Genomic DNA, 15,558 nt, shown 5'->3' with positions numbered 1-15,558 from the left:
CCTCCTCAGGAGTCGCACTCACCCGTTGAGGCGGCCTCACTCGAAGCGGTCGAAACCTGCCACTCGATGTGGGTCCTGGCGGCCGGCCCCTCGGAGGAGCCCTGACCTCAGAGCAGCCCAGGCCTCAGAGCAGCCCGCGCACCTTCTGCACGATCGACTCGGTGCTGACCCCGTACCGGTCCGCGAGGGTCGGCAGCGCGCCGGCGTCGAGGAATGCATCGGGCAGGGCGATGGGGTGGATCTTCTCCCCCAGCCCGTGCGCGGCGACGGTGCGGGCGACGATGTCGAACAGCCCGCCGACCACCGAGTGGTTCTCGGCGGCGAGCACCAGGCGGCCCTTGCCGAGCTGGGCCAGCAGCGCCTCCTCGTCGAAGGACTTGAGGGTGGGGCTGTGCAGCACGGCGACGCCCACCCCGTCGGCCTCGAGCGAGGTGGCCGCCTCGAGCGCCCGCTCGACGAGTTCGACCCTCTGGACTGGGTTCTCGGCACCGCCGAGGAAGCCGCAGGATAGACCTGGGACAACATCGGTGTACCGGTTGTGAACGGTCTGGCATCCTTCGGCCAGGCGATGATCGACAATCCTGCAGCAACCGGAACAATGCTCCTCGGACTCGGCATGATGGCACTTGGAGCTGCGGGAGAGGGTGTCGGAATCGCGTTGCTTCCGACTGGGCTGGTCACCTTCGGAGGGGGAACCGCAGCCGGCGGCGTCGTCATGGTCGGATCGGCTGAACTCATAGCTGCAGGCGCTGCCGTCACGGCAGCCGGGGGCGGGATCCTTTTCGCAGAGGCGGTGAACAACGCTCAGTTCCCGGCGTCACCTCGCCAGAGAATGGGTCAGGCAACCGGATGGGACCGAGATCGGACTACGTGAGAGTTCACGCTCTGGAGGTCGCACGATCGACGTACGCCACCCTGATGGAACGACTGAGAAGGTGCACATCCGATGAGCTTGCATGGGGATGCTCTCAGCGATGCATTCGAGACCTTGCGCGGGCAATGGGTCGAAGCGCTGGACATCGATGCCGGACAGACTCGACTGGTCACTAGTCGTGGAGCCGTTCTGCACGGAAAGTCGCCTACTTCCGGAGGCGCACTGCTCACGGACGACAGTCGACTGCTTGGCTCTGTGATCACAGCATCAACGCTTGCCCCTGACGGTGTATTGACACTCGCTCTCGCGCGTCCCGACAGCGGCAACACGATGCTCATCACGACCCGGGCACCATGGGCTCTCGAGTTCCCCCTCGGTGCCGCGATCGCCGCACGCGCAGACGGCCACATAGGCCGCCGCCCGGCGACCGGACCTAGGTTTGCAACGCCCCAAGCCCTGGATGAGTGGGCGGCTTCTTCGCCAGACGAGGTCGAACAGGCCGTGCTCAATGCTGCTGCCGACGACTGGGTGAGTCCCGGCGACGTCGTCTCGGCACTGCTCCGCTCCGGAGTGAGTGATGATCGAGAGATCGAGCGACGCGGGATCGATGTCCTGGCACGACTTCTGGTTCGCGGGGACCTTGTGGCCGGATCGATCGACGATACCGGCTTCCACCCCGCGCCGGAACCAGTCGAGGCAGTCGTTGAGCACGTAGGCACCGTGTGGCAGGCACTGGGCGGACGCCGTCCCGGACCTGGACAGATCGGGTGGTTCGATCTTCCTCCTGAAGAGAGCGTCTGATCCGGTCGGAGGGATGCAGGCGATGCCCCTCCTCGGGAGTCGCACTCACCCATTGAACCGGCCCAGCCCGAAGCGGTCGAGATGCGCCACTCGATCCTCGTCCGGGCGGGCGGGGACGGGCCGGCCGGGGCCGCCACCGCCGCCACGGGTAAGATCTCCCGGGTGACCATCGAGGACCCGCGCTGGCTGACGCCCGAGGAGCAGGCCACCTGGCGGGCTCTCACGAGCCTCCTCGTGCGGCTGCCCGCGGCGCTCGACGCACAGCTGCGTCGCGACGCGGGGATCACCCACTTCGACTACCAGGTGCTCTCGCAGCTCTCCGAGCAGCCGGAGCGCCGCCTGCGCCTGCGCGAGCTCGCGGCGCGCGCGGACTCGAGCCTCCAGCGCCTCTCGCAGGTGGTCACCCGCCTGGAGACGAAGGGCTGGGTGGAGCGCCTGCCCGACCCGGCCGACGGACGCACCACCCTCGCCGTGCTCACCGACGCCGGCCTCGAGAAGGTCGTGGCCACCGCGCCGGGCCATGCCGCAGAGGTGCTCGACCTCGCGATCGACCCGTTGGGCGCCGCGCAGCTCCGCGCGCTGCGCGAGATCAGCGAGACGATCGTCGGCACGATCGAGCGGACGCGCTGAGCACGTCCTGTCGGGCGCTCGGCCGCTCGGCCTACGCTCTGCCGGCCCCCTCGCGCAGCACGTCGGCCGCGGCAAGCCCCGCCCCGGCCACGTGGGCCAGATCCGTCGCGAACCGCTGCGCTTCGGCGCCAGTGAGGTCGTGGACGGTCAGGCGGAGGTGCCCAGAGGGATCGGCGCCCGCGGAGCCCGGGGCCAGGCGGAACTCGTCCCCGGTCCGCACCCGCCATCCTCGCCGGGCGAGCTCCGCCGCGACCTCCCGGGCGGGGCGCGGAACGGGGACCCACAGGCTCATCCCGTCGGCCGCCTCGGCGGGGAGCCCGTGCGCCGTGAGCAGTGCCGCGACCTGCGCGTTCCGCGCGGCGTAGTGCTCTCCCGCGCGCTCGACGAGGGCGCGGGACGCGTCGTCGGCGAGGACCCCGTGGGCGAGTCGCTGCAGGAGGTGGCTGACCCAGGTGGTGCCGGGGCTGAGCCGCAGCGCGAGCCGGCTCGCGGTCTCCGGGTCGGTCGCGGCGACCGCGAGGCACAGGTCGGGGCCGAGGAACTTCGAGACCGAGCGCACCAGCGCCCAGCGGCGGTGCCCGCGCGGCAGCGGCGAGCGGAAGGGCCGACGGGAGAGGAACGAGTAGTAGTCGTCGAGCACGACGAGAACGTAGGGGTGCTCGGCGAGCACGGCCCGCAGCTCCTCCGCGCGGCGGGCGCTGAGCGAGGCGCCGGTGGGGTTCTGGGCCCGGGGCGTGAGCACGACGGCGCGGGCCCCGGCCTCGAGCGCGGCGCGGAGCCCGTCCGGGGTCATGCCCTCGGCGTCGACTGGGACGGGCAGGGTCCGGTAGCCGGCGTGGCGGACCGTCTGGATGCTGGCCAGGAAGCACGGGTCCTCCAGCGCCACGGCGTCGTCGCGGACGAGGGACTGCGCCAGCAGCCGCTCGATCGCGTCGACGGCGCCGCTGGTCAGCGTCAGATCCGTGTCGGCGCCGGTGGGCACGTCGGGCGCGACCCATTCCCGTGCCCAGGCCTCGAAGCCGGGGTCGATCACCGGTTCGCCGTAGAGCACGGGGCGGCCGACGGCGCCGGCGAGCGCCGGGGCGAGGTCCGGGATGAGGGCGGGGTCGGGGTTGCCGGTGCCGAGGTCGCGGAGCGTTCCCGCGGAAACGTCCGCGGCGCCCCGGCCGGCTCTCGCAGGAGCGGCGGACTCACCGGAACCGCCAGGGTCTCCGAGACCGCCAGAACCACCCGGACCTGCGGCGCCTGCGCGACCGGCGGGTTCGGTTTTCCCTGTGAGCGCCTCCTGGGCGGCGTAACCCTCCTGCGCTACGGCCTGCGGTCCGGCGATGCGGGTCCCGGCACGGCCCTGCGCGACGACGGCGCCGTCGCGGGCGAGCTTCCGGTACGCGGCGACGGCGGTGTTGCGGTTGACCCCGAGCCGCTCGGCGAGGGTTCGCACCGGCGGCAGCAGGTCGCCGGGGACCAGCTCGCCGCGGTCGACCAGGCCGCGCACGCTGCCGGCGATCTCCGCGGCGGTGGTGCCGGCGATCCGGTCGTCCGCACCCCGCGCAGCGGCGTCGGCGGTCTGCGCGGCCGAAGTGGTCTTCACGTGCTCGAGTGTAGGGTCGACTCGCAGTCGCTCAGTCGGCCGATCCCGGAGAAGCATCTGACGTGGGCAAGACGTAATGAGCAGCCCGCCGCTCACCTTCGAGCTGCAGCCTGCCCTGATCGACCAGGCGCTTCAGCGTCGTCCTGGCTTGCAGAGGGGTGACCTGACATAGCTCCGCCGCCTGGGACCGCGTGATCCTTCCGAACGCTTGCACGTAATCGAGGATCATGCGTTCCTGCTGCAGCGGGTCGGCGCCCTTCACCCGCACGTATGCTCCTCGGTCCTGAGCCAGGTCGTAGAAGCGAGCTGTCAGGTGGAACTGGCGGCTTCTGCCTTGACCTCGCGCCTCGAGAACGCCCTTCTCGACGAGCCGTCCTGCCGTGGTCCTCACCGCGGCCGGGTCGAGCGCGAGTTCCTCCGCGAGCTCCCGTGGTGAGGCGGAGCCCACGGCCCTGATCGAGTGGATCACTCGGAGCTCCCCCATCGTCAGCGCCGTCTGCCTGTCGTTCTCGAACGCGACGAGGAACCTCACGAGGTCGATGTCGGAGGATCCGAGGGGGACGGCGACCGTCACGCTCTCCGAGGTGGACCTCCGGTAGCTCGGGACATCGCGGCCGGCTCTGAGCTGGCTCTCGAACATCTCGTTGACTCCTTTGCCGCGCCGCTCCACGAGCCCCGCCCGTCGGAATGCCTCGGCCAGGATCGGGCTTCGAGCACGGGACTCATCAAGGATGTTCTCGATCGTGACCCCTTGAGGGAAGCCACCAGCGCTCGTGACCAGGAACTCGTCATCCGAGAGCTGGATCCGCACCGGCCCCAGCACCGAATAGTCGCGATGGAGCAACGCATTCGCGACTGCCTCTCGCCTGGTGGAAGACGCGATGAGCGGAAGGTCGATACGGTGCATTCCCACGTAGAGCTCCGCCGAATCGGTTCGCGCGTCGAGGAACTCATGAACTCGTTCGGCAGTCTTCAGGAGTCCCGCGACGATCCTCTCCTGGACTGCCGATCCTGCTCGGATATCGTGGACCAGCACCTCGGCCCCAGGTACCCAGCGGCGAAGAGACTCTTCTCTGCCGAAGAGCAGCACGGCTCCCAGGGAAATGCCGCCCGACTGCGGGAGCAGTCCGAGCGCCTTGATGATGTCCACATCCGAGAGCTCACCGTAGGGATCACCGGTCTCCCTGCACATCCGCCGGAATCGGTCGAACTCCAGTGGGTCGAGATCCTCGATGTCTGCATCCATTGCGCGAGAGGCGGCGAAGTCCTGACCTCGGGTCAGCGTGCCCAAGCTGACGATCTCGTGTGCTGTCATCGGGACGCATCCAGGCTCCCCTCGTGCATTGAGGGTCCGGCGCGTGAACCTCCCGGAGCGGGTTCCGACCGGACCGGGATCGGCCTTCGGGACATCGATGCGAACGATCTGCTTCCCCTCGAGCACCATGATGGAGATCGAGACTCCGTGCGCGGGCTCCGTGGTGTTCTGGATGAAGGCCGCCATCCTCGCCGCATCGGGAGGCCCACCGCCCGGTCCGGCTGCGCCGACGAGTGATCGATCGTCGTCAACTCCGACGAGGATCGAACCCCCTTGACCGTTGGCCATGCAGGCGACCGCTGCGGTCAGCGCGTCTCCCTCGAGTCGCCGCTTGAACTCAACAGTCAGGCTCTCCCCGTCGGCGATGAGCTGCTCGATCGTGCGCGCGTCCATGACTCCATAGACTTTCATACTTATGAACCTCCTGGATAGGGTCCATCTGGCTTCCATAAGTTATGAAGTCAATGCCTGCTCCCGCGCCTCGCCCCCCCCCGGGCGCCGCGCCGCTTCCCACCCGTGCTACGTTTTGGCCTAGATCAAAGTGGTGCAGGGAGGGTCGCGGCGTCAGGAGCCGTCGGCCCGCGCCGCGCGAGCTGCGAAGGAGCTCCCATGAGCGCCCCTGCCCCCACCCCGTCGAACGGCACCGCCCCCTCCACCGGCACCGGCACCGTCAAGCGCGGCCTCGCCGAGATGCTCAAGGGCGGCGTGATCATGGACGTCGTCACCCCCGAGCAGGCGCGGATCGCCGAGGACGCCGGCGCCGTCGCCGTCATGGCGCTCGAGCGGGTCCCCGCCGACATCCGCGCCCAGGGCGGCGTCTCCCGCATGTCCGACCCCGACATGATCGACGGGATCATCGAGGCGGTCTCGATCCCGGTGATGGCCAAGGCGCGGATCGGCCATTTCGTCGAGGCGCAGGTGCTGCAGGAGCTGGGCGTCGACTTCATCGACGAGTCCGAGGTGCTCTCTCCCGCCGACTACGTCCACCACATCGACAAGCACCGGTTCACCGTGCCCTTCGTCTGCGGGGCGACGAACCTCGGCGAGGCGCTGCGCCGCATCACCGAGGGCGCGGCGATGATCCGCTCCAAGGGCGAGGCCGGCACCGGCGACGTCTCCGAGGCGACGAAGCACATCCGCACCATCAGCGCCGAGATCCGGGCGCTGGCCGCCCGCTCGGAGGACGAGCTCTATCTCGCCGCGAAGGACCTCCAGGCCCCGTACGCCCTGGTCAGGGAGGTCGCGGAGGCAGGCGCGCTGCCCGTGCCGATGTTCACCGCGGGCGGGGTCGCGACCCCGGCGGACGCCGCGATGATGATGCAGCTCGGGGCCGACGGGGTGTTCGTCGGCTCCGGGATCTTCAAGTCCGGCGAGCCCGCGAAGCGCGCCGCCGCCGTCGTGCGTGCCACCGCCTCCTACGACGACCCCTCCGTGATCGCGGAGGTCTCGCGCGGCCTCGGCGAGGCGATGGTCGGCATCAACGTCGCCGACCTCCCCGCCCCGCACCGCCTCGCCGAGCGCGGCTGGTGAGCGGGGGCGCGACCTCCGGCCCGCGCATCGGGGTGCTCGCCCTGCAGGGCGACGTGCGCGAGCACGCTCGTATGCTCGAGCAGCTCGGTGCGCACGTCACCGCGGTGCGGCGACCCGCCGAGCTCGCAGTGGTCGACGGCCTGGTGATCCCCGGCGGGGAGTCGACGGTCATCGATCGCCTCGCCGGGCTCACCGGCCTGCGGGACCCGCTGCGGGAGGCGATCGCGGACGGCCTGCCGGTGCTCGGCACCTGCGCGGGGCTGATCCTGCTGGCCGCTCGGCTGCGGGACGGCGGCCCCGGTCAGGAGGCCTTCGGCGGGCTGGACGTGACCGTGCGCCGCAACGCCTTCGGCCGGCAGACGGAGTCCTTCGAGACGGATCTCGTGGTCCCCGCGCTCGAGGGGCCGCGGGCCGATGGGCCGCCGGTGCGGGCCGCGTTCATCCGCGCCCCGCTGATCGAGGAGATCGGCCCGGCCGCGGAGCTCCTCGCCGCGCTGCCGGACGGCCGCGCGGTCGCGGCGCGGCAGGGCCGGGTCATGGGGCTCGCGTTCCACCCCGAGTCCACCGGCGAGACACGCTTCCACGAGCTGTTCCTGCGGGTCGTGCGGGAAGGATGAGTAAGACGGAACGGTCGATTCGGCCTCATCCGACGCGATCGACAGGGTCCAGGACCTCCAGCCCGAGATGCGCCGCGACGTCTTTCATCGTCCTGTCATGGGTGGCGACGACGACCGGCTCGCCCAGGAGCAGCGCAGTGGCGAGGTGCAGCGCATCGAGAGTCTTCACGTGGCGCTCGATGGACTCGGCCACGGCATGCGTGTCGCGCCCGATCTCGAGCAGTCCCACCCGATCCAGGAGTGGCGTCCCGTCGACGAGGGACCGTCCCTCACGGCGGAGGACGCGCACCACCTCGGTGCGGAGCAGGCGGGAGGAGACGAGAGTCCCGGCCCGGTCCATCCAGGACTGGACGTGCGTGCGCTCCGGAACATCGAGGATCGTGCGGAGGGCGACAGAGGAGTCGAGATAGACGAGGTCACTGCTCATGACTCAGTGATCGCCGCGCATCTCGGCGAGGAACGCATCCGCCTCACTCGTGGTGTAGACGGGCCCGCCGACCCGCGACGGCCACGGGGACGGCGTCGACCGCGCAGGGGTGAATCTCCCCTGCCGCTCGAGCCTCGCCAGCACGTCTTCGGGTTCTCGGGCGCTGGTGACTCGCCACCGCGGCACGCCCCGCTCCGTCACGACCACGTCCTCCGTGTCGGTGACACGAGCGAGCACCGCGGCGGTCTGCTGGTTGAGCTCGCGCTTGCTGATCGTCGTCATGACCCTATTGTACTACCGGCGTAGGACGTCGTCACTGCAGGTCAGCCCTGCAGCCGCGGCGCTATCTCCCTCCCCCACGCCGCGACGGCGGGCAGGTCGCGGAAGTCCCCGGTGGGGGTGCGCATGGACTTCAGCAGCACGCGCTCGTGCAGCGGGATGCGGTCCATGAGCACCCAGCCGGGGAAGTTCTTCGTCGCGACGGGGGTGTGGTCGAGGGTCGCGAGGAACGCGTCGGTCGCCTTCTGCTTCCCGCCCTTGGCGGGGTCGGAGGCGGAGCCGGAGCAGGAGAAGAAGGCGAAGGGCCTGGTCGCGAGGGCGCCGGCGTGCTGCTTCGCCCAGGCCGCGGCGCTCTTCTCGATGGACTCGACGCGCACGCCCGAGCCGAGCACGACGGCGTCGTAGCCGGCCGGATCCGGCGCCTCCTCGAGGTCGACGAGCTCGCAGTCGAGTCCTGCCTCGCGCAGGGCGTCGGCGAGGGTCTCGGCGAGGGTGCGGGTGGCTCCGGAGTGGGTCGCATAGGCGACGAGCGCTGTCATACGAGGCATCGTGCCAGCCCCTCGGCCGCGACATGCGGGACCGAGGTCCGCCGCCTGCAGCCGCTCGTGCCGTGCATCGGGCATCAGGTGTCGATCTCCCCACCGGCCGACGCGATGGCCGCGGACGGCTCCGCTCAAGCAGGTCATCTCCAGATCACGATTCGGTGGTCATGACCTGCCGGTCACTGGATCGCCGCCGCACGGGGGCGGACAATCCCGTCATACGGCCCTGGCCGCCGTGGCCTTCGCCGTCTCCTGGAGGAGGCAGCCGTGAAGAAGAGAATCCTGTCCGCCCTCGCCTCGGGCGCGCTGCTGGTGGGGCTGGGCGCCATCGCCCCGGCCACCGCGTCGGCCGCGCCGTACTGCGGGATCCGCTGGGGGTCGCTCCCCGAGTCGGTCACCGCCACCACCTCGGCCCAGGTCGAGAACCTCCGCTCCGGCCACCACGACTGCTTCGACCGGCTCGTGGTGGATCTGGACGGCACCGTCACCGGATACTCGGTCTCCTACGTGAGCCGTGTGGAGCAGCTCGGCTCCGGGCAGGTCGTCCCGCTCTCGGGCGCCGCGGACCTGCAGGTGCTGGTCGAGGCCGCGGCCTACGACGACCGCGGCGAGGCGACCTACTCGCCGCGCACCCCGTCGCGCGCAGTGGACGTGACCGGCTATCGCACCTTCCGCCAGGTCGCCTTCACCGGCAGCTTCGAGGGGCAGACCCTCATCGGGCTCGGCGTCCGCGCCCGGCTCCCGATGCGGGCCTTCGTGCTCGACGGCCCCGGCGACGGCTCACGCCTGGTCATCGACGTCGCCCATCGCTGGTGAACTCCGGATCCTCGTCCGGGCCGCCCACCGGCGCCTCGTCGACCGGTCCCCCGTCGTCCGACTCCCCTGCACCGGCGTCCCCGTCCTCGGGGACGCCGGCGCTGCGCGTCGGCCCGGCGACGGCGCCCAGCAGGAAGGCGCCGACGAGGAGCGCGGCGCACACGATCGCCGCGACGGTCCCGCCCACCATCAGCGGGAAGTTCGCCAGCGAGATGCCGAGCACGACGAACAGGCCCAGCCCGCCGAGCCCGGTCGCGGCGAGGGTGACCGCGCCTGCCCGTCGGCCGCCCGAGGCCCGGGCCGCGCCGGGAGCCCATCGCACGCCGGGAGCCGAGTGATCGCCGGGAGCCGAGCGATCGCCGGAACCCCGTCGGCCGCCGAAGCGGAGCACCGCGAGCGCCGTCAGCGCCATCATCGCGATCACCCCGATCGCGCCAAGGCCGGAGTACCAGGTGTAGATCTCGACCACGGGGTCCAGCTGCGCGAGCGCCGAGACCAGCACGATCACGGCCGTGATGCCGGTGACGGACAGCGAGGCGCGGGAGGGGGCGCGATGAACCTGGTGCACCTGCCCGAGCGCAGAGGGCAGCACCCCGCGCCGACCGAGGGTGAACAGGTAGCGGGAGACGATGTTGTGGAACCCCAGCATGCACGCGAACATGCTGGTCACGACCAGGACCTGGGTCACGTCGCGCATGATCGGCGCGACCACGTCCCCGGCGAGCGCGACCACGACCGAGTCGGGGCTCGCCGCCGCGGCGTCGAGGGCGTCCTCGGCGCCGAGCCCGGAGATCACCAGCCACGAGGAGACGGTGCAGAGCACGCCGATCAGCAGCACCGCGACGTAGGTGGCGCGCGGGATGGTGCGCAGCGGGTCGCGGGCCTCGTGGCGGAACACGGCGGTCGCCTCGAAGCCGAAGAAGCCGAGGAACGCGAAGAGGAGCCCGAGCCCCGGCGCGCCCGAGAGCGCCTCGGCGGGGCTGAACGGGACCGGGGTGAGCTCGCGGCCGGAGGCCAGCACGCCGAGGTCGATCGCGAGCACCGCGAGGATCTCGAGCACCAGCACCACCCCGAGCACGGCGGCGGAGAGGTCGATGCGGCGATGCGCGAGCACGCCCACGACGGCGATCATCAGCGCGGAGATCAGCCACCACGGCAGCTCGATCCCGGTCCACAGGGCGAGCAGGTTCCCGGCCTGCACGCCGAGATAGCAGGTCATCGACACGGTCAGCAGCACGTAGCTGAGCAGGGCGACCGCCGCGGTGCCGAGGCCCGCCCGCCGCCCGAGGCCCTGGTGGACGTAGGCGTAGAAGGCGCCGGCGTCGGGGACGTGCGGGGTCATCCAGGTGAAGCCGACGGCGAAGAGCAGCAGGATCAGCGTGGCCGCGAGGACCATCAGCGGCGCGCCGATGCTCCCGGACTCCAGCAGGATCAGCGGGAAGTTCGCGACCACCACGGTGATCGGGGCCGCGGCGGCGACCACCATCAGCACGATGCCGGCCACTCCCAGCGATCGCGTCATCTCGGTGCGCACAGGGCCACCTCTCTCCGTCCACGGGCGCCCCGGGACGGGCGCAGCTGCTCAGGATAGGGCGCAGCACCCGGAGCCGAGCCGGGCGTCCACGCCTGCGACCTGCGCAGACGCCACCTCCCACGGTCAGGAGCCGCCGGCATGCCCTGCTTCCGACGCCCTGCTCTCGGCGTGACCTGCGCCCGTCCGCCCTCTCAGCGGATCAGCCGACGCTCCCGCGCGACCCGCAGCGCCGCGGTGCGGCTCTCGACCCCGAGCTTCTCGTAGAGGTGGACGAGGTGGGTCTTCACGGTCGACTCGGAGATGAACAGCCGCTTGGCCGCCTCGCGATTCGTCGCACCGGTCGCGAGCACCTCGAGGATCTCGGTCTCGCGCGGTGACAGGGCGGTGCGCGGCTCGGCCATGCGCCGCACCAGCAGCTGCTGCACCTCGGGGGCGAGCACGGAGCGGCCGGCGGCGGCCTCGCGCACGGCGTCCAGCAGCGCCTCGGTGGGCGCGTCCTTGAGCACGTAGCCGGTCGCGCCGGCCTCGAGCGCGCCGACCACGTCGGCCTCCGCGTCGAAGGTGGTCACGGCGAGGACCTGCACGCCCGGGTGCTGCGCACGGAGCTTCCGCGTGGTCTCGATCCCACCGATCCCGTCGCCGAGGTTCAGGTCCATCAGCACCAGGTCGGGAGCGCTGTCACCGGTGGTCGCCAGCCGGTCCAGCGCCTGCAGCGCCTCGTCGCCCGAGCCGACGTCGGCGACGACCTCGACCTCCGCATCGGCCTCGAGCAGGGCGCGCAGCCCGGCGCGGACGACGGGGTGGTCGTCGACCATCATCAGGCGGATGCTCACGGTCGGGCCTCCTGGTCGCGCAGCGGAAGCGTCAGGCCGACGGAGGTGCCTTCCCCCGGGGTCGAGTCGATCGTCACGGTACCCCCGGCCCGGTCCATCCGGGCGCGCAGCAGGCGCAGCCCGTCGCCGCCCTCGGCGCGAGCGGGCGCAGGGGCGCCGACGGCCGGCCCGGCGGCGGGGGCGTCCGCCGAGCGGGCGGCGGGGGCGGTGCGCGCGGCGTCGCCGGTGGCAGCGCCGCCGGCCGCCCAGCCCACGGCCGACGGGTCGAAGCCGCGCCCGTCGTCGACCACGTCGAGGCTCACCCGGTCCGGCCACCAGGCCAGCGTGAGCACGCAGCGCTGCGCCTCCGCATGCCGCTGCACGTTCGCGACCAGCGACTGCGCCGCGCGGTGCAGGGTCTCCACCTGCTCGGGCGCGAGCTCGATCGGGGTCCCGTCGACCCGCAGCTCCCAGCGGGTCGGCCCGCCGAGGGCCTCGACACGGGCGATCACCTCGCGCAGCGCCTGCTCGAGGGTGGTGCGAGGGGCGCGGTCCGCGAGATCGCGGACCAAGCCGCGTGCGTCGGCGAGGTTCTCACGGGCGGTGCGCTCGATCCGGGAGAACTCCTCGGCGGCCGACGGGTGGGCGGCGCCCGCGGAGCGGGAGAGCATGACGATCGAGTTCAGACCCTGGGCGAGGGAGTCGTGGATATCGCTGGCCAGGCGCTGCCGCTCCTCGGCCACGCCCTTCCTCCGCTCGGAGTCGGCGAGCTCGGCCTGGGCGGCGCGGAGCTGCGTGACGAGCACCCGGCTGCGATCCGTCTCGCGCAGCAGGCGCCGGTAGACGGCGTGCGCGACCAGGGAGAACACGGCGCCGATGAGCGGTCCGAGGATCTCGCCCACCCCCAGCAGGGCCTCGTCCCGTCCGAGCACCGGGGAGACGATCGCCCACAGGGTCACCAGCGCGAGCGCGAGGGGCCCGCCGACGGGTCCCAGCGCGAACAGGACCAGGAAGAACAGCGTGAACGCGATCCACACGAACGACGGGGAGACGAAGGTGGTCGCCATCCAGGCGGCGGTCAGCGCGAGCACCCACGGCGCCGACGGGAGCAGCAGGTCGGTGGTGTCGGCGCGTCCGGCGTCGCCGCGGCGCAGGGCCCGCTGCGAGCCGAGCAGATAGATCACGGCGAGCACGGCGGCGCACAGGATCGCGAGCGGCGCGGGGACTCCGTCGGCCGTGATCGCGCGGACCGCGCCCACCACCGGCAGCACCAGGAACGCGATGTGCATCGCGCCGCGCAGGGTGGCGGCGAGGGCGGTGGAGGTGTCGCCCGTCGGCGCGGGGTCCTCCCCGATCCGGGGACGGCCCGACTTCTGCTCCGGGACCGGCTCTGCGTTCACCCTCGACACTCTAGGGCCAGGCCCGCCCCCCGCCCCCGCTCACGGCATCGTCCGAAAGGACGACTCGGCGCTCATCCTTCGGGTGATCGGGGACCATCCCGCACAGGCGATGTCGCAGGCCGGGATCCGCGATGGCATGGAGCCATGTTCGTCGCACTCAAGGACATCGTCCACGCCAAGGGTCGATTCACCCTCATGATCGGGGTGATCGCCCTGCTCACGCTGCTGCTGGTGCTGCTGACCGGCCTCACCCGCGGCCTCGCCCACCAGAACATCTCCGCCATCCAGGACCTCCCGGCCGACGCGGTCGTGCTCACCCCCACCCTCGGGGACGAGATCTCCTGGTCCGACTCGCAGGTCTCGACCGACCAGGCCTCGACCTGGGAGGCGGCCGACGGGATCACCGCCGAGCCGCTGTCCGTCGGGCAGATGCGCATCGAGGCCGGCGACGCCGTGACCTCGCTGGCCCTGTTCGGCATCGACCCTGACGGCGAGGCCGCGCAGGCGCTGCCGTCGGCGCCCGCTCCGGGCGAGGCGCTGCTGCCCGAGGACGTCGCCGCCGACCTCGGCGTCACGGCCGGGGACACCGTGCAGGTCAACGGGCAGGCCCTCACCGTCGCCGGCACCGCGCCGACCTCCTGGTACTCCCACTCCCCGGTCGGCTACGTCGACGTCACCACCTTCAAGGACCTCGCCCATCAGGCCGAGGACACCGCCGGCTCCGCCCTGCTGGTCCACGGCGCCGGACCGGACGACGCCGTCGTCGAGCAGGCCGCCTGGGACTCCGGCACCCGCGCCGTGAGCGTCTCCGACTCACTCGCCGCGCTGCCGTCCTACTCCTCGGAGAACGGCTCGCTGACCCTCATCCAGGGCTTCCTCTACGGCATCTCTGCGCTGGTCACGATCGCCTTCCTGTCCGTCTGGACGATCCAGCGCACCCGCGACATCGCCGTGCTGCGCGCCCTCGGCGCGACCGCCCGCTACGTCCTGCGCGACACCGTCGGCCAGGCCGCGATCCTGCTCGCCGTCGGTGCGGCGGTCGGCGGGATCGTCGGCGGGGCCGGCGGTGCGGCGCTCGCGACCGTCGCCCCGTTCGAGTCCTCGGCGGTGACCGTGCTGCTGCCCGTCGCGGGAGTGCTCGTGATCGGCCTGCTCGGCTCCGTCCTCGCCACCCGGCGCGTCACCCGTGTCGATCCGCTGCTCGCCCTCGGAGGGAACTGAACCCCATGACCATCACCGCCGGCACCAACGCCCCCAACACCACCACGACCGCCCCCGCGCTCTGCGTGCGGGACGTCACCGTCACCTATCCCGACGGCAGGAACCCCGACGGCAGCGAGCGCCTGAACACCGTGCTGCACCAGGCGAGCCTCGACGTGGCCCGCGGCGAGTTCGCGGTGATCCTCGGTCCCTCCGGCTCGGGCAAGTCCATGCTGCTCAGCGTCGCCGCAGGGCTGGTCGTCCCGGGCTCCGGCTCCGTCGAGATCGAGGGCACCGACCTCACCGCCCTGGACGAGAAGCGCCGCACCGCTATGCGCCGTGACCCGATCAGCGTCGTCTTCCAGCAGCCGAACCTGCTGCCCGCCCTCACCGTGCGCGACCAGCTGCTGGTCACGAAGCATCTCGCCGGCGTGCGCGGTCGACGCCTCCGCGCCGAACGAGACCGCGCCGAGGCGATGCTCGAGCGCGTCGGGATGGGCCAGTACGCGGACCGTCGACCGCACGAGCTCTCCGGCGGTCAGCGCCAGCGCGTCAACATCGCCCGCGCCCTGTTCACCGATCCGGCGGTGCTGCTGGTGGACGAGCCGACCAGCGCCCTGGACCACGAGCGCTCCCGCGAGGTCGTGGACCTGCTGGTGGGGATCACCCGCGAGCTGAAGGTCGCGACCGTGATGGTCACCCACGACCGCGAGTTCGCCGAGGACGCGGACCGCGTGATCACCCTGCGCGACGGGCAGGTGGAGGACCCAGCCGTCTGAGCCGCGGCGCCGCACGGGCCCCGCTGTCCCTCGACATGCCGACGCCGACGCACGACGGGTCCGGGCCGCCGTGCGTCGGCGAGGTGCCGGTGACCCTACTCCAGCGCGCTCCCGGCGTCAGGAGGGTCGGCGAACGGGTTGCAGGAGGCCTGGTCCGGACGGGGTGTCGGCGGACTGCCGGAGCGGCGCGAGCGAGTTCGCGCGACGCAGGACGCGGCTGTGCGGGGATCCCCGGCATGACGCCGGCCCGCGCCCCCTGCGTCAGGGGACACGGGCCGGAGCCAGCTGTGCTCAGGCCCGAGGGATCAGGCCTGCGGCACGACAAGACCGGACGCGGACGAGCGCGCGGCCTCGAAGCGGGCCTGGACGTCAGCCCAGTTCACGATGTTCCAGATCGCCTTGACGTAGTCC

The 15,558-nt window shown here is 71.9% G+C and carries 16 protein-coding genes and 1 pseudogene; 6 read left to right on the top strand and 11 right to left on the bottom strand.

Features of this window, described 5'->3' with window-relative positions; genetic code table 11:
- Nucleotides 1-124: 124 nt before the first annotated feature.
- On the bottom strand, nt 125-565 hold the full coding sequence (locus tag Y09_RS13510) for a transketolase C-terminal domain-containing protein (RefSeq protein WP_255351697.1): 441 nt from the start codon (nt 563-565) through the stop codon (nt 125-127).
- 576 nt (nt 566-1,141) lie between these two features.
- Nucleotides 1,142-1,585, bottom strand: a complete 444-nt coding sequence (locus Y09_RS17315) for a hypothetical protein (protein ID WP_148639658.1) — start codon at nt 1,583-1,585, stop codon at nt 1,142-1,144.
- 252 nt (nt 1,586-1,837) lie between these two features.
- Here Y09_RS17315 and Y09_RS13505 point away from each other — a divergent pair, with 252 nt between their 5' ends.
- The gene (locus Y09_RS13505; protein WP_053918199.1) at nt 1,838-2,305 is read left to right on the top strand and encodes a MarR family winged helix-turn-helix transcriptional regulator; all 468 of its coding nucleotides are present in this window, start codon (nt 1,838-1,840) and stop codon (nt 2,303-2,305) included.
- A gap of 31 nt (nt 2,306-2,336) precedes the next feature.
- Here Y09_RS13505 and Y09_RS13500 read toward each other — a convergent pair whose 3' ends face one another.
- Nucleotides 2,337-3,896 (bottom strand): aminotransferase class I/II-fold pyridoxal phosphate-dependent enzyme, encoded by a 1,560-nt coding sequence (locus tag Y09_RS13500; protein ID WP_053918195.1) that lies wholly within the window; start codon nt 3,894-3,896, stop codon nt 2,337-2,339.
- A 31-nt stretch (nt 3,897-3,927) separates the two neighbouring features.
- The gene (locus Y09_RS13495; protein ID WP_053918194.1) at nt 3,928-5,604 is read right to left on the bottom strand and encodes an ATP-binding protein; all 1,677 of its coding nucleotides are present in this window, start codon (nt 5,602-5,604) and stop codon (nt 3,928-3,930) included.
- 216 nt (nt 5,605-5,820) lie between these two features.
- On the opposite strand from Y09_RS13495, the gene pdxS reads away from it, so the two are divergent.
- Both pdxS and pdxT read left to right on the top strand, forming a co-directional pair.
- On the top strand, nt 5,821-6,741 hold the full coding sequence (pdxS, locus tag Y09_RS13490) for a pyridoxal 5'-phosphate synthase lyase subunit PdxS (protein ID WP_053918193.1): 921 nt from the start codon (nt 5,821-5,823) through the stop codon (nt 6,739-6,741).
- Nucleotides 6,742-6,812: 71 nt separating this feature from the next.
- On the top strand, nt 6,813-7,358 hold the full coding sequence (gene pdxT, locus Y09_RS13485; RefSeq protein ID WP_234695743.1) for a pyridoxal 5'-phosphate synthase glutaminase subunit PdxT: 546 nt from the start codon (nt 6,813-6,815) through the stop codon (nt 7,356-7,358).
- A 25-nt stretch (nt 7,359-7,383) separates the two neighbouring features.
- Here pdxT and Y09_RS13480 read toward each other — a convergent pair whose 3' ends face one another.
- Genes Y09_RS13480 through Y09_RS13470 form a run of 3 tightly spaced genes read right to left on the bottom strand, consistent with a single transcriptional unit; the run spans nt 7,384 to nt 8,603 of the window.
- Nucleotides 7,384-7,785, bottom strand: coding sequence for a PIN domain-containing protein (locus tag Y09_RS13480; RefSeq protein ID WP_053918192.1), 402 nt, complete (start codon nt 7,783-7,785; stop codon nt 7,384-7,386).
- Nucleotides 7,786-7,788: 3 nt separating this feature from the next.
- On the bottom strand, nt 7,789-8,067 hold the full coding sequence (locus tag Y09_RS13475; protein ID WP_053918191.1) for a type II toxin-antitoxin system prevent-host-death family antitoxin: 279 nt from the start codon (nt 8,065-8,067) through the stop codon (nt 7,789-7,791).
- Nucleotides 8,068-8,108: 41 nt separating this feature from the next.
- A complete protein-coding gene (locus Y09_RS13470; RefSeq protein ID WP_053918190.1) occupies nt 8,109-8,603 on the bottom strand; it encodes a flavodoxin domain-containing protein in 495 nt (164 codons plus the stop codon).
- A 270-nt stretch (nt 8,604-8,873) separates the two neighbouring features.
- On the opposite strand from Y09_RS13470, the gene Y09_RS13465 reads away from it, so the two are divergent.
- Nucleotides 8,874-9,422 (top strand): hypothetical protein, encoded by a 549-nt coding sequence (locus tag Y09_RS13465; protein WP_053918189.1) that lies wholly within the window; start codon nt 8,874-8,876, stop codon nt 9,420-9,422.
- Here the strand turns inward: Y09_RS13465 and Y09_RS13460 are convergent.
- The 3 genes from Y09_RS13460 to Y09_RS13450 all read right to left on the bottom strand — a co-directional run bounded on the left by Y09_RS13460 (nt 9,397) and on the right by Y09_RS13450 (nt 13,168).
- Nucleotides 9,397-10,956, bottom strand: a complete 1,560-nt coding sequence (locus Y09_RS13460; protein ID WP_053918188.1) for an APC family permease — start codon at nt 10,954-10,956, stop codon at nt 9,397-9,399. The genes Y09_RS13465 and Y09_RS13460 overlap by 26 nt on opposite strands.
- Nucleotides 10,957-11,147: 191 nt before the next feature.
- Nucleotides 11,148-11,789: a response regulator transcription factor gene (locus Y09_RS13455; RefSeq protein ID WP_082358849.1), complete on the bottom strand. Its 642-nt coding sequence runs from the start codon at nt 11,787-11,789 to the stop codon at nt 11,148-11,150.
- On the bottom strand, nt 11,786-13,168 hold the full coding sequence (locus Y09_RS13450; RefSeq protein ID WP_053918187.1) for a histidine kinase: 1,383 nt from the start codon (nt 13,166-13,168) through the stop codon (nt 11,786-11,788). The genes Y09_RS13455 and Y09_RS13450 overlap by 4 nt, the downstream gene beginning before the upstream one ends.
- A gap of 144 nt (nt 13,169-13,312) precedes the next feature.
- On the opposite strand from Y09_RS13450, the gene Y09_RS13445 reads away from it, so the two are divergent.
- Together Y09_RS13445 and Y09_RS13440 are read left to right on the top strand one after the other, a co-directional pair.
- On the top strand, nt 13,313-14,389 hold the full coding sequence (locus Y09_RS13445) for an ABC transporter permease (RefSeq protein ID WP_053918186.1): 1,077 nt from the start codon (nt 13,313-13,315) through the stop codon (nt 14,387-14,389).
- Between the two features lie 5 nt (nt 14,390-14,394).
- Nucleotides 14,395-15,147 carry an ABC transporter ATP-binding protein gene (locus Y09_RS13440; RefSeq protein ID WP_053918185.1) on the top strand — a complete coding sequence of 251 codons (753 nt, stop codon included), beginning with the start codon at nt 14,395-14,397 and terminating at the stop codon, nt 15,145-15,147.
- 305 nt (nt 15,148-15,452) lie between these two features.
- On the opposite strand, the pseudogene Y09_RS17310 reads toward Y09_RS13440, so the two are convergent.
- Nucleotides 15,453-15,558, bottom strand: a pseudogene (locus tag Y09_RS17310) (Fe-Mn family superoxide dismutase); the annotation flags it as partial.

The sequence above is a fragment of the Brachybacterium sp. SW0106-09 genome, assembly GCF_001293905.1.
Taxonomy (GTDB): domain Bacteria; phylum Actinomycetota; class Actinomycetes; order Actinomycetales; family Dermabacteraceae; genus Brachybacterium; species Brachybacterium conglomeratum.
This window is presented reverse-complemented; position numbering and strand designations above follow the sequence as displayed.

Excerpts from the sequence above, each read along its gene's own strand:
- Y09_RS13440 (WP_053918185.1), top strand. The coding sequence starts at position 14,395 with ATGACCATCACCGCCGGCACCAACGCCCCCAACACCACCACGACCGCC.
- Y09_RS13475 (WP_053918191.1), bottom strand. The coding sequence starts at position 8,067 with ATGACGACGATCAGCAAGCGCGAGCTCAACCAGCAGACCGCCGCGGTG.
- Y09_RS13445 (WP_053918186.1), top strand. The coding sequence starts at position 13,313 with ATGTTCGTCGCACTCAAGGACATCGTCCACGCCAAGGGTCGATTCACC.
- pdxT (WP_234695743.1), top strand. The coding sequence starts at position 6,813 with ATGCTCGAGCAGCTCGGTGCGCACGTCACCGCGGTGCGGCGACCCGCC.
- pdxS (WP_053918193.1), top strand. The coding sequence starts at position 5,821 with ATGAGCGCCCCTGCCCCCACCCCGTCGAACGGCACCGCCCCCTCCACC.
- Y09_RS13470 (WP_053918190.1), bottom strand. The coding sequence starts at position 8,603 with ATGACAGCGCTCGTCGCCTATGCGACCCACTCCGGAGCCACCCGCACC.
- Y09_RS13480 (WP_053918192.1), bottom strand. The coding sequence starts at position 7,785 with ATGAGCAGTGACCTCGTCTATCTCGACTCCTCTGTCGCCCTCCGCACG.
- Y09_RS13495 (WP_053918194.1), bottom strand. The coding sequence starts at position 5,604 with ATGGACGCGCGCACGATCGAGCAGCTCATCGCCGACGGGGAGAGCCTG.